We start from the raw sequence: 22008 nt of genomic DNA on the forward strand, positions 1-22008 counted from the left end.
TCCAAAAAGGCTATTTATTTGAGTTATTTTTTACACGTTGTTACAATGTACATACATTTTAGAAAAAGGAGCGATTCATATGGTTGAAGAGCGCATGACGCCGTATGACGCAATTGGGGAAAAAAAGCTTTCTTCCCTTGTGGACGCCTTTTACCGCAGGGTGGCAAATCATCCCGAACTCATCCCCATTTTTCCTAAAGACTTAACCGAAACAGCCAGATTACAAAAGCAATTTTTAACACAATTCTTGGGGGGACCTCCATTATATACAGAAGAGCACGGACATCCCATGTTGCGTGCCCGGCACCTGCCTCATGAAATTACTCCACGGAGGGCAAAGGCTTGGTTGTCTTGCATGTCGGCCGCTATGGATGAGGTAAAGCTCGATAGTCCCATTCGGGAGCACTTTTTTTCCCGGCTTGCATTGACCGCCAACCATATGGTAAATAGTCCTGATAAGGTGCAAGGTGAAGTGCCGTGATGGAATGGAAATCCCAGAAAGAACTTAAAGCCAAATATATGCAAAACAAGCCTGTAGAAATGTATGTGTTTGTAGATCCGTTTTGTATGGACTGCTGGATGCTTTCGCCCATTGTAAAAAAACTTCAAATACAATACGGAGATTACTTCACAATAAAGCATGTTTTAGCTGGCGATTTAACGGCTTTAAATTCGTGTAAATTAAACAACCGAAAAGAACAGCTGACAAACTCATCGACTCCTTCCAAAAAAATGAAGCATATGCCCCATTTGGCCGCCATCAGCATCAAGGCAGCCGAATTGCAAGGAAAAAGGGCTGGAATACGCTATCTGCGTCGGCTTCAAGAACTGCTTTTTATGGAACAGGAGGATATTACAGACCTGTATGTTTTGGAACAATGCGCGGATCATGTGGGGCTGGACTGTAAAGAGTTTCTGCGCGATCTGTATTCATCGAGCGCGGCCAGAGCGTTCCAGTGTGATGTCATCATTGCTACTGAGATGAATGTGGCAGAAATGCCGGCTATCGTCTTTTTCAACGAGCGCATAGAGGACGAAGGCCTTAAAATCAGCGGCCTGTATTCATATGATATTTATGTCCATATTTTAACGGAGATGCTTGGCGGGTACGTCCAGCCGACAGAGCTTCCGCCGCTGGAGCTCTATTTATCCGCAAATCCGATGATATCCACTCAGGATTTGGCCATGATCTATGATATGCCTTTCCAAACAATCGAAAGAAAAATGAAAAAGCTGCAATTACAGCGCAGAGTGAAAAGAATTCAAACACAGAACGGTTCTTATTGGAAATATATTGCATATGAACAATAGGAGCGCTTCGTTCATTACGGAGCATCGGTAATGGTGAGCCTGGCGTATGTATCGCATGAAAACAGATGTACAGCATCTGCAAAATGCGTACCAAGACAAGGACGGCAACCAACAGCGCTAGCCGCCTTTCATAGCCGCATCTTCCGAAAAGCCCGGCGTGTATGATTCACGGCCATGCTGCTTCCTTTGATGGTTGCGCGCGGTACTAGACTTCCTGCCCGGAGCAGGACAAAGCAAGTTTTATATTTTACTTTCGAGGAAGGCCGAGACGGCCTTTCTTTTTTCGTATAAAATGGGACAACAATGAATACTCATTGTTAACAGACGCTTCCTCTAAATAAGCTCTCGTATAACTGAAAGGAGAGATTTCAAAAGATGCGAAAGGCATATATAGCCGGAATGATTCTTTTCTTTTTAATCAGTTTTTCTGTACAAATGCTTGCTCTAATCCGGTTAATACCACTGTATATATCTTCTCCCATTTTATTCCTTTCCATTTTAGTGTTTTTTTCATATTTGAATAACCGCAACAAATTTAAAGGCTTTCAATAACCATAATGCCGACGAGGCTGGGACATAAGCAAAAACCGAACAATTCATTATAATTGTTCGGTTTATTTGTGTAAAAAAATCCCCATCATCACTACGTCAACATATTTCAGTTTCCGCAGGTCTCTTCAGCTTCCTCAGAAAGCAAAGGTCGCTTTCCTGCGTGATCTTCAGCTCGAGCTATTCCCGCACTATGTTGACGACGCTAAAAGCTTGCGTATGATACACTAGGACAATTTATCCGGCATGTAAGGTGCCGTAACATGAGTGAATACAAAAAGTCCAAGTGGGAGAAAACGGCACCTAAATGCCCGATTGGTTCAACTAACATTCAGTAGGAGATGGAAAAAAACGCCTACTGAATGAAGTTTCACTTTATCCCGCATGTAAGGTGCCGTATGACTCCCACTTCAAAACATGAGTGAATACAAAAGGTCTAAGTAGGAGATAACGGCCCCTAAATGCCCGATTGGTTCAACTAACATTCAGTAGAAGCCCTACTGAATGAAGTTTCACTTTATCCCGCATGTAAGGTGCCGTAAAACTCCCACATCAAAATCTTGAGTGAATACAAAAGGTCCAAGTGGGAGAAAACGGCACCTAAATGCCCGATTGGTTCAACTAACATTCAGTAGGAGCTGGAAAAAAACGCCTACTGAATGAAGTTTCACTTTATCCCGCATGTAAGGTGCCGTAAAACTCCCACATCAAAATCTTGAGTGAATACAAAAGGTCCAAGTGGGAGAAAACGGCACCTAAATGCCCGATTGGTTCAACTAACATTCAGTAGGAGCTGGAAAAAAACGCCTACTGAATGAAGTTTCACTTTATCCCGCATGTAAGGTGCCGTAAAACTCCCACATCAAAATCTTGAGTGAATACAAAAGGTCCAAGTGGGAGAAAACGGCACCTAAATGCCCGATTGGTTCAACTAACATTCAGTAGGAGATGGAAAAAAACGCCTACTGAATGAAGTTTCACTTTATCCCGCATGTAAGGTGCCGTAAAACTCCCACATCAAAATCTTGAGTGAATACAAAATGTCTAAGTAGGAGATAACGGCACCTAAATGCCCGATTGGTTCAACTAACATTCAGTAGAAGCCCTACTGAATGAAGTTTCACTTTATTGTTCGTTTTTTCATCAGCTGATTTAGTTGTGTCCCGGCCTCGTATATTATTGAAAACTGATGAAGTTTATAAAGAAGCTCGATGATCCTAATTTACATTTTTGAAGCATCGAGCTTTTTTGTCATGCCTAATTTTCACTTAGAAAATGGATGGAATTCACCAATAACAGTATTGACTTTATATAGTTAGCCTCGTTGTTGATCCTACTTGCGTATTAGGACATTAACAGTTGTTCCATTTCATTCAGTTTTTCTTCAAACACTTTACATGCCGCTTCGATCGGCTCTGTTGTTGTCATGTCAACCCCTGCCTGTTTGAGCACTTCGATCGGATAATCAGAGTTGCCCGCTTTTAAGAAGTTGATATATCGCCCGACAGCTGTTTCACCTTCTTCCAATATTTGTTTGCTTAATGCAGTTGCGGCGCTGAATCCTGTAGCATATTGATAAACGTAATAATTATAGTAAAAATGGGGGATTCTCGACCATTCAAGCCCGATTTGTTCGTCAATATGGATATGGTCCTCGCCAAAATATTTTTTGTTTAATTCATAGTATTGTTTTGTAAGGAAGTCTGCGGTTAAGGCAGTCCCTTCTTGAGCTTTTTGGTGGATTACATGCTCAAATTCCGCAAACATCGTCTGGCGAAAAACGGTTCCACGAAAGCCTTCCAAGTAATGGTTAATCAAATATAGACGCTCCTGTTTATCAGCAGTCGCTTTTTGCATATAATCTCCAAGTAGTGCTTCATTGCATGTAGAAGCCACTTCCGCGACAAATATGGAGTAATTGCCGTATGGATATGGCTGGTTTTTTCTTGTATAGTAGCTGTGCACACTGTGCCCGAATTCATGTGCCAATGTAAATAAGTTGTTGACGTTATCCTGCCAATTCATGAGGATATAAGGATTCGTGCCATATGCGCCCGAAGAATAGGCACCGCTTCGTTTCCCCTTATTTTCCACAACATCCACCCAGCGGTTTTCAAATCCTGCTTGCAAGATCCCGACATACTCTTTTCCTAGAGGAGTAAGGCCGGAAAGGAGAATGTCTTTCGCTTCCTCGTATGTCACTTTCATGTCGACTTCTTTTACAAGCGGTACGTATAAATCATACATATGCAACTGTTCCAGTCCCAAAATCTGTTTGCGGAGTTTCAAATAGCGCTGCAACAGGTGCAGATTGTTATTGATCGTTGATACAAGATTGTCATATACTTTTTCAGGAATGTTGTTGGCTGCCAAAGCTGCCTGCCTTGCCGTTTGATAATTTCTCGCTTTGGCATAAAAATTATCCTGCTTGATAGAACCGCTTAAAGTACTGGCAAATGTATTCTTAAATTTTCCGTACGTGCGGTACACATTCATAAATGCTTCTTTTCTGACGGAGCGATCCCGACTCTCCAGAAAACGAATGTAATTTCCATGCGAAAGCTGCACATCATTTCCTTCTTCGTCCTTTATGACCGGGAATTCAAGGTCTGCGTTGTTTAACACGCTGAATGTGGTGCTTGATGCCCCCATTACTTCCGAGGCTTCGGCAAGAAGCGCCTCCTGCTCTGCGTCCAACACATGCCCGCGCTTCAGGTTAATACGGTTTAGCGCATGCTCATACAATTGTAATGCCGGTTCTTCTTTTAAAAATTGCGCAAGCTGTTCCTTTTCGATATTGAGTATTTCCGGAACGATATATGAAAAAGCGCTGGTTAATTGTGAATACAAGCTTTCCGCCCGGGCATTCATCCCTTGATAATGTGTATTCGTCGTATCCTGATCGTTGCGCATATGAGCATATGTATAAAGTTTACCCATTCGTTCCGACAGTTTTGATTGAAATTGCAACGCTTCATACAATGTTGCCGCACTTTCGCCCAATTTCCCTTTAAACTGTTGCGCTTCTTTCATCTTTTGCTGGATGGCAGCATACTCTTTTTCCCACTCCTCATCCGTCACAAATATATCCTCTAATCTCCATGTTAATTCTTCCGACACTTCCGATCGGCTTGGAAGAGTTTTTACGTTATTCTGCTCTGTCATCTGTTATCCTCCATTCAAGTTGTAATGCGAAATTCCGCCCATGTTATAATCATTCTATTTAAATATTCATTTTTCCTGCTCCCCAAACAGGAAACATTGCTTGTTTTTTTTATTTATTTTGTTTGTGTAGGAACTTTTGATGAGAACTTTAAAAATATATTCCTCCTCTGTCCGATCTTCCGTATGCTTCAAGCTGTTGATCATTTTTCGCTTTACAAATAAGTCTTCCCCCGCAATTCGCAAATATGACAAATGAACGAGCAGCCGCAAGTAAAAAGCGACGGCCTTTTCCCAATTGCGATAGTCGTGAAACGGCAACTGTCGTAAAAGAACATCTTCACGATCGATCCGCCGTCCAAGTTTATACAGGACGTATTTTAAAGAAATCTTTTTGCCAAAAGGTAATTTTTGCAAACAATCGATCCAAACATAAAACTGCCAGATCATCGGAGCGGAAGCAAAGCTTTCCATATACGGAACCGGGAGGCCGCATACAGCCGGCAATAAAAAAGGATTATTCCCCGATTTATATACGTTTTTAAGAAAACTTCCATGAACAATTGTTCCATATCTGACTTTTTGTTGAATCCACTTGTTCTTTTCCTTCAACCAATGTAGATACGGAAAAGAAGCCGTTTGGTCTTGAATGTAAAAAGGAATGCGACAGTTGTTGAGTGGGATACTTTCCAGGCGGGCAAATACTTTTTTGGAGGTGAAAGGAGCCAAATTTGATAATACAAACAGGGTGCTGTCTACAGGTTCGTAGCCGATTAAGGTGATATCTGCACCGGTTCTTTTCGTCAAGGACCAATAAAAATCGGTAAGCTCATAGACGGAGTTTTTCAGTTTTTTCACAAATGGATAACCGCCGATAATCCATATGGGCGTAATGCCGATCTTTAAGTAACGATCAGACCTTTGTTGTATGGAACGGATAGAAATGGGGGTGCATTGGTACTCAATTGCATAGCGCCTCCCGTTTCTAATGGCCAAAACATCGGGACGCTGTTGAATTTCGGGGAGATACTGTTCTAAAGTAGATTCATAGCCGTTTTTAAGACAAAATCGAAATAAATCTTTCTTTCCTTGGAGATGTCGGGCGCTTTCGGGTTCTGTTGTGAAGCATTGGGATTTGATACGGTGGGCAAAATGGGGAATACGGACAGATCCTGCCTTCAGGACGAGGGGCTCTTTACAAACGGGGCAGTAGAAGCGGATGTTTCGCAACTTACCTACATGACGGCGTTCCATCTCTGCAAGATTAACCGCCATTCCCTTTTCATTAACTGCTGTGAACAGATTAACACTTCCTTTCAACTCTTTGGACTTAAAAAATGGACGAATAAACGTTGGAGTCCATTTGTTCAACATTATAGCATAAGTCCAATGATTATGAAAATTGCTCGCTTTCATCTGGCAATACCCTTTCCCTTCACTTCATTTCATCGCAAAATATACTAACGAATTTTTAAGTTTTCGAAGCTTTCGATAGAATAGTAGTTTTTCGAGTGGCCATTAAACACCGTCTTCAAAATAGATCAAAGTGCCTGCGAGCAAATCTTCCTTGTTTTTCACATTTTTCTGTACTATTTAGCGACTTGATACAAAAATAAAACGGCTTCCCTCTTCGAAATTATCGTATTATTTATTTGTTATAACTTGGACGACTCCATGTACAACCTATAAAAAAACCGATTTCTGCAAGAAATCGGCTCAGTTAGGAAAAATGTTTATTTAATGTGGCAAATACGTCTTGGCTGATGATTTGTTTTCCGTATTCTTGCAAACGATGAATCGTAAAGGACGATTCATGCCCATATTCCAAAAGAACACTTAACATGTCTTCAACTTCTTCTTCATCATATTCCTCATCCGGGAACTTAACATATAGGAAATATTTGCCTTCATATGAAAAAAGCTTTGTGTCCAAATCACTCGTAGTTTGCGTTCTTGCCAAATCAAGGATATCATCAAAATCATTAAAGAGGAGAACAAATTCGAGCAAGTCATCTTCCGAACGGTCATATTGATTCAGATGAAGATGATGGTCCAAAAACTCCTCGATTCTTTCATCAATCGGCAAGTCCTTAAGCTTGTCATCCGGAATCGGCAATTCAAACCTTTGGCCATCTTTGGAAAGCTGGGCTTTTGTAACGAGGACCTCCAAGCCCTTGTCCAAAGCTTGCACTTGAATCCAGAGCGGCCCCTCTGGGACAAACTCCTCTTCATGATGAATTTCATCCATCATTTCCCAAAATAACTCTTCACTTTTTTCGCGATTGTACCATATCTCTTCGCGATCAAAGCCCCTTTCTTCTATATCGACATATGAAATGTAAAATTTCACCGTATTTTCGTTAATGCGTTCAATTTCCATCATACAACTCCCCCTTCTATAATAGGGTAGTAAGGTGAAGGGATCTTACTTCCCGGAGACCAACCATCAGGACTTAAATACAGTAAGTAATAGTCTTCCCCTTGTACTTCTTATTTTATGATAAATAAATGGAAAAGGGAAACAAAATATGTTTCCATTTCATAAATCATCATATGCCTAGCAACGCCCAAGATGATGTTGCGCCTATCTTAACCAATATATGAAGATAAATCAAGCATATTTATTCATCTAAATGGAAGCAACTTGCAGACCATCAGCCGTCCGATGACTTTCACTCCTTCTCTTCCCTTATTCCCTTGCGGCCAGCGGCTTACACATTGGAGCAGAGAAAAGGGAAGGCACGGCGGCAAAAGAGCCAAGCAGCTTGCTTTAAAGTCTCATGCATGTGCTCCATTAGAGATAAGCTTCAGGTAGCTTTGCGACAAACTAAACAAAACTTCTTCGAATAAGCATGGACGTATCGTAGCGCACCGAATCTCCTCCCCCATAAAAATGGCCATGTGAAAAAAGCCGAGCTTTCGATAATGGGAGGGAGAAGTTGCTTATCGTCGTACACCAGTTTATCGTACGAATATTCATACTGAAATGGTACTGTTCACCTTATAAAAAAAACCTCCATACTTTCGCATGAAGGTCGGGTTCATTTGTTAGTCTGTGTTGTCATGTAAGCCTGCATGGTACCAGTGTTAATTCACCATTTTCTGAGCTTGGCGAAGCTGATACGTTCTTACCTTACGAGGCAGAAAACGTCTAATTTCATCTTCATTGTAGCCCACCTGGAGTCTTTTCTCATCAAGAATGATCGGGCGCCGAAGGAGGCCCGGGTTTTTTTGAATAATATCGTAAAGCTGCTGCAACGGCAGAGAATCTAAATCTATATTGAGCTTTTGGAAAACTTTAGAACGTGTCGAGATAATCTCGTCTGTTCCGTCTTCGGTCATGCGCAAGATTTCCTTGATTTCCTCAAGGCTCAAAGGTTCGGAAAAAATATTCCGTTCAACATATGGAATGTTTTGTTCTTCCAACCACGTTCTCGCTTTCCGGCATGATGTACAACTTGGTGAGGTGTATAATGTGACCATGTTCATCCACACTCCCATTCATAAATTGAAATGCACAATTGTATATGCAAGGCCCGTCTAAAGACCCATATTATAATTAATCTTAATAAACACTCTCTATTATGTATTATACACTAATATCGGCAGAAATAATAGGTGATTTTGGCAATTTTTCGCTCTGTATCTCTCCTTTTCATTAAACTGTTACATATGGATGTATTTCTTATTACCACCTCTGATTACCTTTTAAACATTCTCTTTGTATAATTTATCCATCCACCCCATTTCCATACATAAAAATGATTTATTTTATATGGGTAAATAACTGTCACATTATTGATCCGGTGTATAATCCACGTTTTTCGTATACGTGTTACCCGCATTCCATAGCAGGAATTCTTTGATTCCCGAATCATACAATGCCTTTATTTGGGCTTCAACTTCCGCTTTTCCGTACACTTTATAATTTCCGCTTCCCAAATAAGATGCCGTAAAATCTTGAATCCAAGGGCGCGAAACAGGAGGATTTTCCAACTTGGATAACTTTGCATTCTCCACCTTTGCATATTCATGCACAAGTTTATAAGGCTCTAAATCAGGTTTGGCGATTCCAAAGTATGACGTCCAGTGGCTTGGATAAATCATCGAGGAAATGACATCTACATTTTCGGATATTTTACTGAAGTTTTGTCCGATTCCAGGTGCCTCCGGAAGTGTTGCGGTATAGCCAAAAATATCTACGGACACTTTTGCACCGTATGGCTTTAGTTTTTCCCGCGCATAGGCAACAAAATCGGTAACAGCATGAACGCGCTTTTGCACGTTGTCTTCCTTCATATTTTCATATTCGCCCATCCCGTACTGTAGCTGTTGATCACGCTTTTCAAATCCTTCCGGGAAACGGACATAGTCAAACTGAATCTCCTTAAATCCGAGCTTTGCCGCCTCTATGGCGATTCCCACATTATAGTCCCATACTTCTTTTAAAAACGGGTTGACGAATGCCTCCTTTCGGTTGTTGACCCAGACTTTCCCCCCTTGTTGAAAAGAAAGGTCGGGACTTTTTTTCGCAAGCAGAGAATCTTTAAACACAACAATTCTGGCAATGGGGTAGATCTGTTTCTCCTCCATTGTTTTTAGCATTTCTCTTGGATTCTCTATATAACTTTGGCCGATTCCTGCATAAGGTGAATCTTTATCGGCTTTGTATGTCACATTTCCCCAATCGTCTTTTATGTCGATAACCATGGCGTTTAAATCTGTCGTTTCTATCAACTTAACGAGCTCATTAAAACGGCTTCCTCCTGCTGAATGACCGGTCACATAAATTCCCCGGACCGCGTCGGGATATTCAAACTTTAAGCCGGAATCATACACAAAGCGGGGTGAGTCCACAGGAACGGTTTTCAACTCAACAGCCAGTTGTCTTTGCGGGTTTGTATGTACTTGATCAGATGCTTTACCCGAAACTGGCTGGGCCGGTAACGCAATCATTCCAATCAGCCCCGCCGTTGCCAGTATCTTTTTGACTTTCAATATGGTTCGCTCCTTTTCCCAGATGCCTTTCATCCAAGGTAAATTCATTACCTATTCTAGCAATAATTTCTATGGAAAGAAATCCTTTTTTCCTCCTTTTCTTTTTGGGTGTTCTTGTGTTGGCTTGATTGTAAGCAGGCCAAAAGTTATAATAAGAACATAAGTTTTTTCGAATACATATAACATTTATTATGGAATACGCAAGAAAGTTGTTATAAAAACCATTTCGCCCATGATCGGGTAAAATGGTTTTCGCGTATACAGGAGGATTTTAAGATGAAAACGATTTTTTCTGGTATTCAGCCCAGCGGTGTCATTACGCTTGGCAACTATCTGGGAGCCATTAAACAGTTTATAGAGCTCCAGCATGAATATGATTGTTATTTTTGCGTGGTAGACCAACATGCAATTACTGTGCCGCAAGACCGTCTGGAGCTTAGAAAAAATATCCGTTCCCTAGCCGCATTGTACATTGCTGCGGGGCTCGACCATAAGAAAGCGACGCTATTTATCCAATCAGAAGTACCCGCTCATGCGCAGGCAAGCTGGATGCTGCAATGTATCGCATATATCGGCGAGTTGGAAAGAATGACACAATTTAAAGACAAATCAGCGGGTAAAGAAGCCGTCTCAGCCGGATTGTTAACATATCCGCCTTTAATGGCTGCCGATATTCTGCTTTACGGCACTCACCTTGTTCCTGTTGGAGAAGACCAAAAACAGCATCTCGAATTAACCCGCGACCTTGCGGAAAGATTTAACCGAAGATACAACGACATTTTTACGATTCCGGACGTGCGCATTCCAAAGGTTGGGGCCAGAATTATGTCCTTGCAGGAGCCAACGAAAAAAATGAGCAAGTCGGATCAAAATAAAAAAGCCTTTATCACGTTGTTGGACGAGCCGAAACAAATTGAAAAGAAAATTAAAAGCGCCGTTACAGATTCTGATGGCTTGGTAAAATTTGATCGCGAAAATAAACCCGGTGTTTCGAACCTGCTTGCCATTTATTCAATTTTGGGGAATAAAACAGTTGAAGAGCTTGAGAACCAATATGCCGGCAAAGGCTACGGGGAATTTAAAGCGGATTTGGCTGAGGTCGTCCTCCAGGCATTAACGCCCATTCAGGAAAGATACCGCGAATTGGTTGATTCCAAGGAACTCGATGACATCTTGGATGAAGGAGCTGAAAAAGCGCGGGCAAAAGCCAACCGTATGTTAAAGAAGATGGAAAATGCGATGGGGCTCGGCAGAAAAAGGTCCTAGTATGCATTAGCTTAAAACTTTAAGCATAAAGAGGCTAACTATATAAAGTCAATACTGTTATTGATGAATTCCATCCATTTTCTCAGTAAAAATTAGGCATGACAAAAAAGCTCGATGATTCAAAAATGTAAATTAGGATCATCGAGCTTCTTTCGTATTTCCTTATGTCCCAGACTGTTCTTTTTCGCGGCTTTGGGCTTCAATTTACTTTTGAATCACATTCCATCTCCCAAAGCTTTTCAAAGAATGGCTGGCCTTTAATCATATTTTCACACAATAATTGATGTTTTTCCGACCATCCTTCTTTTGTTGCCTCATAAAGGTCGTTCCACACCTTTTCAAAATCCATCTCCTGAATTTCAGAGTACAGATGAGGACACCATTCTGTATACCAATATCTTACTTCTGCCGTATTTTTTGACGAGTAAAGCTGGTCCAGCGCCATAAACAGCAACTGTTTCAACTGTCTTTCTTTTCTTGTCAAACCGCGCATTAATATTGGGTCCGGCGATAGTATATGGTACTCTTTCTTTTTGGTTAGCGGCTCAAATGTAAACGTTTCGGGCTGATTATTGGCGATCATCTCATACACCAACTGCTCCTGACGGGGAATGAGCCTGCTTTTTCGCAGCGGTATCGAGTATCCGACCGTATCTACAGCAAGAATTCCTTGTCCATCTGTTACAACAAAACAATAGTCCAACACAATTCGTTCATGATTCTTTCTCAAATAGGCCTTTTTATAAATTTCATTCAACAATGCCTCGGGCAAATCGGCCATATCATTTTCTATATGGTTGAAAAGGAGAGAATCGATATATAACAGCGGAACTTGATCTAACAGTTCAATCACGTCTTCTCCTCTTCTCCACTCGTGAAAATGGCATACATTATACCCATTTTCTTCTCCTTCAAACCAATTAACCCATACATCATGAAGATAAAGCATCTTAACCCCTCACTTCATCACTATTTGTTTTTCAGTATGGGCAGGCTTTAGTCAATTTATTCCTATATATCCAGTTCTAACGAGGGACTATTCGCCCGTCTGAAACCCAAACACGGCAAGTGAGATCATCATGACGCCAACGACAAACAAATAGCATTCAGGTCTTTTTAAAATAAAAAGAATATATTCTGCAAAACTGGCGCCCATTACCAACAAATTGAAATAGGCGATAATGTTGAACCCTCCCGCAACCGCAAATCCGAATCCTGCCAGATAAAGGAATGTTCTGAAGAGCATATCAATTCCCCCGGAGTGTTTATCATACAATTTTCTTTGCTTCATTATATTCGGCCATGCCTGTTCTATACATTTTCCCCAAAAAAAAAGCGCCTAAGATGGCGGGTTGTATCGGGAATTATTTGCTAGTATCTCCTCTGAAGGAATTTGAAAAGAGTACTGGACTGTGAGCGGCCTGCGCCCTTTATACCCTTTGACCAAATCAGCTCCAATCGCATAACCCATCATCGGAGGAACTGGCCCACTGCCAAATAAGAGTTGATCATGAAGGGGATGATTTTTCTTCCGTTCAAGATTTGGTTGATAATGCCTCTCCCAAAATACCCGGAGCATATCAGGATTATATTGTTTTACCCATTCAGATTGATATTCTTTTCCGCAATATTTTTGGACGGCCTGCTCGGCAAGCCCTTCAAATACAAGTGAATCAAGCAAATGGTAATGATCTACATCTTTTTTATAATGATGCATCCTCGTTGCGTGATGATACTCATGCACGAACAAGGATTCCCAATTTTTTTCATCTTCCGTCGGCGATAAAAACAAAAACAACTTTTTGGGAAACGCCGCACCCGAACGTCCTTTTAAACCTTCGAGAAATTGTCGGGTTGGATTAATCGGAAAAATATAAATATCAATCTTATGCTGTTTCCACTTATTATAGTATTTTTGATAAATGTTACCGATTTTTTCCCATGCGTTTTGCCTTTTCAGCTCTTCAAAAAAGCCAAATGTAGCCCTGGACGGTTCGTACATTCCGAATCGGCGCAAATAGTGGTAAAAACGGCCGCCTTCTTTATCCTCAGAATAAGCCATGCCGCAAACATGCTCTGGATTGAAAAAATGCTGCTCAAGCCAATCATTCGTTTCAATAACTCCCATATGCCGTCTCCTCCCCTTCGATATTGTACGAAAGCCTAGAAAAAAGGTGACAGCGTTCCAAATACGAAGTAAAACAAAAAAGATATAGCCCGATTGCTCTGGCTATATCTTTTGTACTTACTCATATTTTTTAAAGGCGATTGTAGCATTATGTCCGCCGAACCCGAGAGAGTTGCTCAGAACCCCTTTCAAGTCCCGCTTACGGGCTTCGTTGACCACATAGTCGAGATCGCATTTTGGATCAGGTGTCTCATAGTTGATCGTCGGCGGCATGATGCCGTCTTTAATAGCCAAAACAGAATAAATGGCCTCAACTCCCCCTGCTGCCCCAAGCAGATGGCCTGTCATGGATTTTGTGGAGCTAATCCCTAATTTATAAGCATGTTCGCCAAACACTTGCTTGACTGCGTTCGTTTCAAACTCATCATTATAAGGCGTGCTTGTCCCATGGGCATTAATATAGTCAATGTCTTCCGGCTTCATACCCGCATCCTCCAGAGCCAATTTCATCGCTCTCGCGCCGCCTTCACCACCGGGAGCCGGCGCTGTAATATGATAGGCATCTCCCGTGGAGCCATATCCGACGATTTCTGCATATATATCCGCTCCGCGGTTAAGCGCATGATCCAGCTCTTCCAGAATCAATACACCGGCCCCTTCACCGATGACGAAACCGTCGCGATTTAAGTCAAACGGTCTGCTTGCCGTGTTCGGATCAGGATTTGTCGATAATGCCTTATTGGCACAAAAACCGGCTACCGACATTTGAGTGATCGGCGCTTCTGTCCCGCCGGCAATCATGGCATCGGCATCACCGCGCTGAATCACTTTAAAAGCGTCCCCGATGGAATTCGTCCCTGTTGCGCATGCTGTCACCGTACAGGAATTGACGCCCTTGGCTCCGAGGAAAATCGACACTTGGCCTGTCGCCATATCCGGAATCATCATTGGGACAAAGAACGGACTGACCCGGCGGTAGCCTCTCTTTTGAAAAATCTCATATTGCTTTTCAAATGTCTCCATTCCCCCGATGCCGGAACCAATCCATACACCGATCCGGTGCGCATTGTTGTCGTCGATGACCAGCCCCGCATCTTTAACAGCCATCAATGCTGATGCCAACGCAAAATGGGTAAAACGATCCATTTTCCGGGCATCTTTTATCTCAATAAACTTTTCTATATCAAAGTCTGTTACTTCTGCAGCTACTTTCACAGAAAAATCGTCCGGATTTAATCGTGTAAGGGGCCCAATCCCTGATTTTCCAGCCACAATATTTCCCCATGCTGTTTCTACATCGTTCCCAACCGGCGATATGGAGCCGATTCCGGTTACAACTACTCTTTTCTTCATCTTTTGCATCATCTCCTTTATGTTATTTCAAGAAGATATTAAGCGCCTAGCGGCCCCATCTTAAAGCAATGGCCCCCCATGTGAGACCTCCGCCAAAACCGACTAAAACGATAACATCATCATCCTTTATTTTTCCGGCTTCCACTTCATCGGCAATCACCATTGGGATGGAAGCAGAGGATGTGTTGCCGTATTTATGAATCATTTTGGACATTTTTTCTTCAGGGAGCTCAAGGCGCTGCCTGGCCGCTTCCATTATGCGAATGTTGGCCTGATGAGGGATCAAGAAATCAACATCATTTTTGGTTAAGCCGGCTTTTTCGAGAACTTTGACAGAAGATTCCCCCATTTGCCTGACAGCAAATTTGAATACTTCTCTTCCGTTCATCACGATATATTGATCTTGGTATAAATGTTGGCCGCCTGTTCCGTCTGCGCCAAGGTCAAATGCCAAAATACCCCGGCCCTCGGATACGGGCCCCACTACGACCGCTCCGGCTCCGTCCCCAAAAAGGACAGCCGTGTTCCTGTCAGTCCAGTCGGTGATTTTTGACAGTTTTTCAACACCTACAACTAAAATGTTCTTGCAGGCTTCATTTTCTATAAATTGTTTCGCTGTTGCTACGGCATACATAAAACCAGCGCACGCCGCGCTGACATCCATTGCGGATGCGTTGACGCAGCCCAGCCTCGCCTGCAGCATACACGCAACCGAAGGGAACGGGCGGTCAGGAGTCACCGTCGCAACAAGAATCATATCAATATTTTCCGGTTGCACTCCGGCATGATCCATGGCTTTTTTGGCTGCTTCATAAGCCATGTCCGATGTATCAATGTCGTCAGGGGCAATTCTTCGTTCCTCAATCCCCGTTCGCGTCCGAATCCATTCATCGGACGTATCCATCATCGTTTCCAGCTCTTTATTGGTCACAACCCGGTCGGGCATGTATTTTCCTACGCCAATAATACCTGCATTCATAGGTAATTCCCTTCTTTCCCTTACAAACATAATGAATTTATTATGATATCTTCTATTAAGACTTGGTGCTAATTATACCACCTGTCTTCTTCATTGTCACCCTCATTATAGAGCACGCCGATGTTTCGAAACTTGTCAGGGCCTTCCAAGCCATTCTCTGTTTTTTAATGCCGTTATTCCTAGTTGCCAACAAGCTTTTCTTCAGATCTGGAAAGCACGTTCTCCACTTCACGCTTGCACTCTTCCTTGGTTATGACTGACTCTTTTTCTATCTCTATAGACAGGAAAAAGTCGTTAACAGAAACTTGATTCGTTTGAAAGTTTGAGTAAATGCTATCGAGATTTTTGAAAAAGGGAGCCTGATGCAAACGTGAAGCAGGAGGATAAATGAAAAACACGAATGCTTCTTCCAACATTTCCATATGGGACAAAAACGTTAATTGCCGAACAAGCTGATCAGCTACATGTGAAACATGGCGCATGACATAATCAATAATAGGAATAAATATGAGACAATTTTTGGAAGGTTGAAATGGAAGTTTGGCTTGGTCTTCTTCCCTTGCGATCTCATGATAGACCAAATTGGCATTGCGGCCAATAAAGAGCCATTTTTCTTCATCCTCCTCCCTCATCCAATGTTGATGGTCAACGGCATGCACAACATATCCTTTTTCAAGCAGTTGCGAACATAATTCAAATCCAAATGGCTGGCGCGCTCCATAAACTACGGCATGTCTCATACATGAAAACTCCCTTCTCTTTTTCCTACTTCATACATATGCCAAAGTGACAAGGACTTACCACCAGATGTGGAAATGCCGACAGCGAATGTTTGTACCATTTGATTGATTTATGTTATACTATTGGGGTAAATATATCGTGGATTTTTTATGTGGGTTTGAAATGGGGTGAAGAGTTTGAGATATATCGTTACAATTTTTTGGACATTTTTGCTTGTCAATATGGTCATGTACGTTGGCGGATCTATGATCGGATCCACTTATGATTTTAAAACGGCCTCTATGTTGTCTGCTGCAGTCTCTATCTTAATCTTCATTGCATCGGCTATTTTACCACAGCCGGTGGAAGAAAAATAACTCGCCGAAACATTGGCGAGTTATTTTTTCTTTGTTTATGATCTCTGAACTGTTACCGCCAGCTCGCCGTCTTTTAATTCAACGAGGAGCGAGTCGAAAGGATGTACATGGCCGGCAATGATTTCTTTGGCGATCTTCGTCTCCACATTGCTTTGCAGATATCTTCTGAGTGGACGCGCGCCATACACAGGGTCAAACGCTTCACGGGCTATAAAGCTTTTGGCTTCCTCTGTCATGTTCATCTGTATATGTTGGTGCCGTAACCTTTCTTTGAGTTCTTCCGTCAATTTTTCAACGATTCCTTTTATGTTTTCCAAGTTTAAAGGCTTAAACAGAATAATTTCATCCACCCTGTTTAAAAATTCCGGTCTGAAAGACGCTTTGAGCTGACTGAGTACGCGTTCTTTTGTCTGTTCATCAATGTGGTCTTCATGTTGCTCCCTTTCCAGCAAAAACGCCGATCCTATATTGGATGTCATAATAATGACGGTGTTTTTAAAATCGACTTTCCTGCCTTGAGAATCGGTGATTCTTCCATCATCCAACACTTGAAGCAAAATATGAAACACTTCCGGGTGGGCTTTCTCAATTTCATCCAGCAAAACGACCGAATACGGCTTTCTCCGAACCGCTTCTGTCAGCTGACCTCCTTCTTCATAACCAACATAACCCGGCGGCGCGCCGATCAACCTGGATACAGCATGTTTTTCCATGTACTCGGACATATCGATTCGGATCATTTGTTCTTCACTGTCGAATAACGTTTCCGCCAACGCTTTCGCCAACTCTGTTTTCCCGACACCTGTAGGGCCTAAAAAGATAAATGAACCAATTGGACGATTGGGATCTTTAATTCCGGCGCGAGCGCGAATGACGGCATTGCTGACGAGCGCGACCGCTTCATTTTGGCCGATGACCCGCTTGTGCAAAATGGATTCCAGGCGCAATAGTTTTTCCCTTTCGCCTTCCACCAGCTTGGTGATCGGGATTCCGGTCCACCGGGAAATAATTTCAGCAATTTCATCTTCGGTGACTTCTTCTTTTACGAGCCGAGATTCTTCCGCCTCTTTTCTTTCGAGAGTTCTTTCCATTTGTTTTAACTCTTTTTCAAGAGCCGGAATTTTTCCATGCCGCAGTTCCGCAGCTCGATTCAAATTATATTCATTTTCAGCATCTTCGAGCTCCCTGCGCAGTTTTTCCAGCTGCTCCCGTTTTTCACGAATGACGGAAATCTCGTCTTTTTCCTTCTCCCATTTTGCCTTCATTTCCTTGGCTGTTTCTTTTAAATCGGCCAATTCTTGTCTCAATAAATCCAATCTCTCTTTGCTTGCTTCATCATCTTCTTTCACAAGAGCCGCTTCTTCAATTTCCAATTGCATGACACGTCTTGTAATCTCATCAAGTTCACTTGGCATCGAATCAATTTCAACCCGGATGTTGGCGCAAGCCTCATCAATCGTGTCAATCGCTTTATCAGGCAGGAAGCGGTCCGTGATATAGCGGTCCGATAAGGTGGCGGCGGCCACGATGGCACGATCATGAATATTAACCCCGTGATGTATTTCAAACCGCTCTTTCAGTCCGCGCAATATGGAGATCGTGTCTTCCACCGTAGGTTCGGGAACGAGCACTTTTTGAAAGCGGCGTTCCAGTGCGGCGTCTTTTTCAATATAGAGCCGGTATTCATCGAGAGTCGTGGCGCCAATACAATGAAGCTCGCCTCTGGCAAGCATCGGTTTGAGCATGTTTCCGGCATCCATCGCGCCTTCCGCTTTGCCTGCGCCGACAATTGTATGAATTTCATCTATAAAGAGCAGGATCTTGCCCTCGCTTTTTTTCACCTCTTGAAGTACCGCTTTCAGCCTTTCTTCAAATTCTCCCCGAAACTTGGCGCCGGCAATTAATGAACCCATGTCAAGAGCAAAAATCGTCTTATCTTTCAACCCTTCGGGAACATCCCGTCTGACGATCCGTTGGGCAAGTCCTTCGACTATCGCTGTTTTCCCGACGCCGGGCTCGCCGATCAAGACAGGGTTGTTTTTCGTTTTTCTGGACAGGATTCGGATGACATTGCGAATCTCCTGATCCCGGCCAATGACAGGGTCCAGCCTGCCCGACTTTGCCTCTTTCACCAAGTCCCTTCCATATTTTTTTAATGCTTCATATCCGGCTTCAGGATTTTGGTTTTCCACACGATGTCCTCCCCTTATTTCTGTAATTACTTTCAATAAAACATCCCTCGTTATGCCTTGTTTCGTAATATAACGGGTAATGTCGTGATGTTCCATATCTAAAAGGGCTAATGCAACATGTTCTACCGATAAGTAAGCATCTTTAAAGGCGACTCTTTGTTCCTCCGCTTTTCGGATAAGTTCCCCAAGAGCGCTGCTTAAGTATTGCCCGCCTTGAACACCTTGTCCATATACTTCAGGTATTTGATCGAGCAATTGGTCGATCTGGCCAATCATTGCTTCTTTTGCCAGCCCCAGCCGTTCATACAAGGAAGTCAGCAAGCTATCGCTTTTTTCAAGGAGCGCTTTCCAAAGGTGAACAATATCCATTTCCGGATGGTGATGAGAAACAGCAATTTGCTGAGCTTTTGCAAAAGCTTCCTGCATCGTATGAGTCATTTTGCTTAGGTCCATTTTTAACCCCCTCCACACTTGATAAGGTGATGACAATAAAGAGCGAAGCCGCCTCTTTACAGGTGCTCCGCTCTATAAACGCTGTGTGTCAAATATCAGGTTACGCCAAGTGCAATTTTTGCGTACCGTGACATTTTGTCTTTTGTCCATGGAGGATTCCAGACAATATCGACTTCTGTCTGTTTCACTTCCGGTATATCGGCAAGAGCCGCATTAACCTGGTCTACGATAACTGGTGCCAACGGACACCCCATAGATGTGAGGGTCATGGTAATTTTGGCGGTACCATTTTCGTCCAAATCGACATCGTACACGAGTCCGAGATTGACAATATCTATTCCAAGTTCGGGGTCTATTACTTGTTCCAAGGCACCGTAAATATTTTCTTTCAACGCTTCATCCATCGGTCCCCACTCCTTTCAAGAAATCAGGATTCTATTCTTATCATACCAAAATGAAGCCAATTTCACACGGAAAAGCCTTATGATTGTAAATATGTTGTGAACCATTCCACCGTTTTTAAAAATGCTTCCCGGGTGACTTTATGACCGGCCCGCTCATCCGCTAAAAACTGTAACCGTTCGGGATATTTCTTATATTTATCCCGGACTGTCAAATAAAAATCATATGTAGGGCCAAACGGCACAACAACATCTTGTTTCCCGTGCCAAATGAACAGCGGCCTGTCATTCAGCGTTTCGGGCTGCACGCTGACATCATACTTTTTTACCGTTTGATACATTTCTTCCAATTCATTATCGGTGTGGGGGAGGTCAATTCCTTCTCGTTTCAATGCCTCAATCTGTCCCCTGACAAATGTTTCAAATGTTGGGCTTCCCATTAACGATGCCCCGGCTTTAATCCAGTCGTACTGAGTGAGTGCCCCAAAGGTGATCATGCCGCCCATCGATGTACCGATAACCCCGATGTGATCACTGATCAGCGCTTTTGTCGCCAGGGCATTTTTCATCTGATCCAATTCTGCTATCGTATGGATCACAATATCCAAAAACTCATACATCATTTCTTTTTCCGGCCGGCCATCTGTCCGCTCACCGTGCAGTCTGGCATCTGGAAGGATAACCCGAAAGCCTTTTTCGGCCAATAAATAAGCAAAGTGCAAATTATGTTCCTTTGCTGATGTGAAGCCATGAACGAAAAAAATAAGCGGTAGTTTTTTGTTCATATTGTCGGACTTTACGGCATGCAATGCTGGAATTCCCGCTAAAATTTCCCGATGAATCTCAATCAAGCGACCACTCCTTCGGTTATCCCGTTGTTGATTTCAGTCTAACATGAGCGAATGTTATTTTCCAAAACATACAAATGGATTGCCTGCGTTTTTTGCAACGATTCGCAAACAATAAAGCTTGAACACGCTTTGTGTTCACATCCTGTTCGAATGGTGGTGCGGTTTAGTGGCTAAAAACAGCAAATCAAAACGCTTTACCCAGCAGGGGAAAGTGTCGGTGGAAAAACATGCCGAAAGATTTCCTTACCGGGCAACCTTGGATGAAGCAGAAAAAGAAAAAATTGAGTATATGAAAAAGTCGTCTCTAGGCGGTATTTGAATCATACGGGAGCTAGCGCTCCCTTTTTTCACATAACTAATCTCTCCGGAAAAAACCCAAGACGCCCGCGGTTTCCACAATATTGGTAAAAGCATTAGGATCAACTTCCTTGATGATTTTTTTGAGTTCATATAGTTCGTAACGGGTGATGACCGATATCATCAAGTCTCTGTGTTCATTTGAAAAAGCGCCTTTCGCCGGCACAATCGTAATCCCGCGCACCAGCCTTGAATAAATCGCTTTCTGTAAAGCAGGCGCTTTCTTGGTGACAATCATGGCAGTCAGCTTTTGATGACGGGTATGAATGGCATCAATAACCCTTGTGGAAACATACACCGAAAGCAGCGTGTACAATGCTTTATCCCATCCGTATAATGCGCCGGCTGTCAAAATGATGATGGCGTTTAAGATAAAAAAATACGTTCCAACCGATTTGTCGCTCATCCGCGACAACACCATGGAAATGATATCGAGCCCCCCTGTTGAAGCGCCGACCTTTAATGTGATTCCGATTCCGATTGCCGCAATGACACCGCCAAAAACGGCATATAGCATCACATCTTCGGCTCTTTCCTGAACGGGAATGAACTCCAAAAATACGGTTGTCAACACCACTGAAAGAAAACTGTATAAAGTGAATGAACGGCCGACTTTTAACCAGCCCAGGATGGCGACGGGTATATTGAAAAGCAGCAAGAGGATGCCAGTCGATACCTGGATTGATGCAAAGTCGGCCAAAATTCTGGACAATAGTTGGGAAGCCCCGGCAAAACCGCTTGCATACACATTTGCCGGAATCAGAAAAAAGTTTAACGCCAATGCTCCTAAGAGAGCCCCGAATGTAATGATGCTTATTTTTTTTATCATTTCCCACACCGAAACAGTTTTCATGTTTTCACCCTTAAAAACAATTGTTGAGCTTTCTTATGAAAGCATATACACTAAAAAC

At 42.7% G+C, this 22008-nt stretch carries 20 protein-coding genes; 5 read left to right on the forward strand and 15 right to left on the reverse strand.

Annotation, left to right across the window (positions count from 1 at the left end):
- Nucleotides 1-79: 79 nt before the first annotated feature.
- Both NST31_RS02805 and NST31_RS02810 read left to right on the forward strand, forming a co-directional pair.
- A complete protein-coding gene (locus NST31_RS02805) occupies nt 80-481 on the forward strand; it encodes a globin (protein ID WP_077110295.1) in 402 nt (133 codons plus the stop codon).
- The gene (locus NST31_RS02810; RefSeq protein ID WP_077110296.1) at nt 481-1311 is read left to right on the forward strand and encodes a ClpXP adapter SpxH family protein; all 831 of its coding nucleotides are present in this window, start codon (nt 481-483) and stop codon (nt 1309-1311) included. Before NST31_RS02805 ends, NST31_RS02810 begins: the two co-directional genes overlap by 1 nt.
- 1893 nt (nt 1312-3204) lie before the next feature.
- On the opposite strand, the gene pepF is transcribed toward NST31_RS02810, so the two are convergent.
- The 5 genes from pepF to NST31_RS02835 all read right to left on the reverse strand — a co-directional run bounded on the left by pepF (nt 3205) and on the right by NST31_RS02835 (nt 10020).
- Entirely contained in the window at nt 3205-5025 is a 1821-nt protein-coding gene (gene pepF, locus NST31_RS02815) for an oligoendopeptidase F (RefSeq protein ID WP_339163758.1), read from the reverse strand.
- A gap of 66 nt (nt 5026-5091) precedes the next feature.
- Nucleotides 5092-6438, reverse strand: a complete 1347-nt coding sequence (locus NST31_RS02820; protein WP_339163761.1) for a competence protein CoiA family protein — start codon at nt 6436-6438, stop codon at nt 5092-5094.
- A 304-nt stretch (nt 6439-6742) separates the two neighbouring features.
- Entirely contained in the window at nt 6743-7402 is a 660-nt protein-coding gene (gene mecA, locus NST31_RS02825) for an adaptor protein MecA (RefSeq protein ID WP_077112431.1), read from the reverse strand.
- A gap of 707 nt (nt 7403-8109) precedes the next feature.
- Entirely contained in the window at nt 8110-8505 is a 396-nt protein-coding gene (gene spxA / locus NST31_RS02830; protein WP_077112395.1) for a transcriptional regulator SpxA, read from the reverse strand.
- 312 nt (nt 8506-8817) lie between these two features.
- Entirely contained in the window at nt 8818-10020 is a 1203-nt protein-coding gene (locus NST31_RS02835; RefSeq protein WP_236017177.1) for a putative glycoside hydrolase, read from the reverse strand.
- Between the two features lie 276 nt (nt 10021-10296).
- Here NST31_RS02835 and trpS point away from each other — a divergent pair, with 276 nt between their 5' ends.
- Nucleotides 10297-11286, forward strand: a complete 990-nt coding sequence (gene trpS, locus NST31_RS02840; RefSeq protein WP_339163766.1) for a tryptophan--tRNA ligase — start codon at nt 10297-10299, stop codon at nt 11284-11286.
- A 199-nt stretch (nt 11287-11485) separates the two neighbouring features.
- Here the strand turns inward: trpS and NST31_RS02845 are convergent, their stop codons facing one another.
- The 6 genes from NST31_RS02845 to NST31_RS02870 all read right to left on the reverse strand — a co-directional run bounded on the left by NST31_RS02845 (nt 11486) and on the right by NST31_RS02870 (nt 16486).
- The gene (locus NST31_RS02845; protein WP_339163769.1) at nt 11486-12235 is read right to left on the reverse strand and encodes a YjbA family protein; all 750 of its coding nucleotides are present in this window, start codon (nt 12233-12235) and stop codon (nt 11486-11488) included.
- Between the two features lie 87 nt (nt 12236-12322).
- Entirely contained in the window at nt 12323-12532 is a 210-nt protein-coding gene (locus NST31_RS02850) for a hypothetical protein (protein WP_077112427.1), read from the reverse strand.
- 93 nt (nt 12533-12625) lie between these two features.
- Nucleotides 12626-13414 (reverse strand): DUF2268 domain-containing putative Zn-dependent protease, encoded by a 789-nt coding sequence (locus tag NST31_RS02855; RefSeq protein WP_083717587.1) that lies wholly within the window; start codon nt 13412-13414, stop codon nt 12626-12628.
- A gap of 117 nt (nt 13415-13531) precedes the next feature.
- Nucleotides 13532-14767 (reverse strand): beta-ketoacyl-ACP synthase II, encoded by a 1236-nt coding sequence (gene fabF, locus NST31_RS02860; protein ID WP_077112390.1) that lies wholly within the window; start codon nt 14765-14767, stop codon nt 13532-13534.
- Between the two features lie 46 nt (nt 14768-14813).
- The gene (locus tag NST31_RS02865) at nt 14814-15746 is read right to left on the reverse strand and encodes a beta-ketoacyl-ACP synthase III (RefSeq protein ID WP_339163772.1); all 933 of its coding nucleotides are present in this window, start codon (nt 15744-15746) and stop codon (nt 14814-14816) included.
- Nucleotides 15747-15925: 179 nt separating this feature from the next.
- Nucleotides 15926-16486, reverse strand: coding sequence for a hypothetical protein (locus tag NST31_RS02870; protein ID WP_077112386.1), 561 nt, complete (start codon nt 16484-16486; stop codon nt 15926-15928).
- A gap of 168 nt (nt 16487-16654) precedes the next feature.
- Here NST31_RS02870 and NST31_RS02875 point away from each other — a divergent pair, with 168 nt between their 5' ends.
- Complete coding sequence (locus tag NST31_RS02875; protein ID WP_321189684.1) at nt 16655-16843, forward strand: YjzD family protein; 189 nt, start codon at nt 16655-16657, stop codon at nt 16841-16843.
- A gap of 35 nt (nt 16844-16878) precedes the next feature.
- Here NST31_RS02875 and clpB read toward each other — a convergent pair whose 3' ends face one another.
- From clpB to NST31_RS02890, 3 genes are all read right to left on the reverse strand, one after another.
- A complete protein-coding gene (gene clpB, locus NST31_RS02880) occupies nt 16879-19488 on the reverse strand; it encodes an ATP-dependent chaperone ClpB (RefSeq protein ID WP_339163774.1) in 2610 nt (869 codons plus the stop codon).
- Nucleotides 19489-19583: 95 nt separating this feature from the next.
- Nucleotides 19584-19892 carry a metal-sulfur cluster assembly factor gene (locus tag NST31_RS02885; RefSeq protein WP_077112380.1) on the reverse strand — a complete coding sequence of 103 codons (309 nt, stop codon included), beginning with the start codon at nt 19890-19892 and terminating at the stop codon, nt 19584-19586.
- A gap of 77 nt (nt 19893-19969) precedes the next feature.
- Nucleotides 19970-20740 carry an alpha/beta fold hydrolase gene (locus tag NST31_RS02890; RefSeq protein ID WP_339163778.1) on the reverse strand — a complete coding sequence of 257 codons (771 nt, stop codon included), beginning with the start codon at nt 20738-20740 and terminating at the stop codon, nt 19970-19972.
- A gap of 166 nt (nt 20741-20906) precedes the next feature.
- Between NST31_RS02890 and NST31_RS02895 the strand changes: the two genes are divergently transcribed.
- The gene (locus tag NST31_RS02895; RefSeq protein ID WP_077112376.1) at nt 20907-21059 is read left to right on the forward strand and encodes a competence protein; all 153 of its coding nucleotides are present in this window, start codon (nt 20907-20909) and stop codon (nt 21057-21059) included.
- A 36-nt stretch (nt 21060-21095) separates the two neighbouring features.
- On the opposite strand, the gene NST31_RS02900 is transcribed toward NST31_RS02895, so the two are convergent.
- On the reverse strand, nt 21096-21950 hold the full coding sequence (locus NST31_RS02900; RefSeq protein WP_077112374.1) for a YitT family protein: 855 nt from the start codon (nt 21948-21950) through the stop codon (nt 21096-21098).
- Between the last annotated feature and the right edge of the window lie 58 nt (nt 21951-22008).

It is taken from the genome of Siminovitchia sp. FSL W7-1587, assembly GCF_037963795.1.
In the GTDB taxonomy this organism is placed as follows: Bacteria; Bacillota; Bacilli; order Bacillales; family Bacillaceae_C; genus Siminovitchia; species Siminovitchia thermophila.

Bases quoted from the DNA above. Each gene is read 5' to 3' on its own strand.
- NST31_RS02805 (WP_077110295.1), top strand. From the start codon at position 80: ATGGTTGAAGAGCGCATGACGCCGTATGACGCAATTGGGGAAAAAAAG.
- NST31_RS02810 (WP_077110296.1), top strand. From the start codon at position 481: ATGGAATGGAAATCCCAGAAAGAACTTAAAGCCAAATATATGCAAAAC.
- pepF (WP_339163758.1), bottom strand. From the start codon at position 5,025: ATGACAGAGCAGAATAACGTAAAAACTCTTCCAAGCCGATCGGAAGTG.
- NST31_RS02820 (WP_339163761.1), bottom strand. From the start codon at position 6,438: ATGAAAGCGAGCAATTTTCATAATCATTGGACTTATGCTATAATGTTG.
- mecA (WP_077112431.1), bottom strand. From the start codon at position 7,402: ATGGAAATTGAACGCATTAACGAAAATACGGTGAAATTTTACATTTCA.
- spxA (WP_077112395.1), bottom strand. From the start codon at position 8,505: ATGGTCACATTATACACCTCACCAAGTTGTACATCATGCCGGAAAGCG.
- trpS (WP_339163766.1), top strand. From the start codon at position 10,297: ATGAAAACGATTTTTTCTGGTATTCAGCCCAGCGGTGTCATTACGCTT.
- NST31_RS02845 (WP_339163769.1), bottom strand. From the start codon at position 12,235: ATGCTTTATCTTCATGATGTATGGGTTAATTGGTTTGAAGGAGAAGAA.
- NST31_RS02850 (WP_077112427.1), bottom strand. From the start codon at position 12,532: ATGCTCTTCAGAACATTCCTTTATCTGGCAGGATTCGGATTTGCGGTT.
- NST31_RS02855 (WP_083717587.1), bottom strand. From the start codon at position 13,414: ATGGGAGTTATTGAAACGAATGATTGGCTTGAGCAGCATTTTTTCAAT.
- fabF (WP_077112390.1), bottom strand. From the start codon at position 14,767: ATGAAGAAAAGAGTAGTTGTAACCGGAATCGGCTCCATATCGCCGGTT.
- NST31_RS02865 (WP_339163772.1), bottom strand. From the start codon at position 15,746: ATGAATGCAGGTATTATTGGCGTAGGAAAATACATGCCCGACCGGGTT.
- NST31_RS02870 (WP_077112386.1), bottom strand. From the start codon at position 16,486: ATGAGACATGCCGTAGTTTATGGAGCGCGCCAGCCATTTGGATTTGAA.
- clpB (WP_339163774.1), bottom strand. From the start codon at position 19,488: ATGGACCTAAGCAAAATGACTCATACGATGCAGGAAGCTTTTGCAAAA.
- NST31_RS02885 (WP_077112380.1), bottom strand. From the start codon at position 19,892: ATGGATGAAGCGTTGAAAGAAAATATTTACGGTGCCTTGGAACAAGTA.
- NST31_RS02900 (WP_077112374.1), bottom strand. From the start codon at position 21,950: ATGAAAACTGTTTCGGTGTGGGAAATGATAAAAAAAATAAGCATCATT.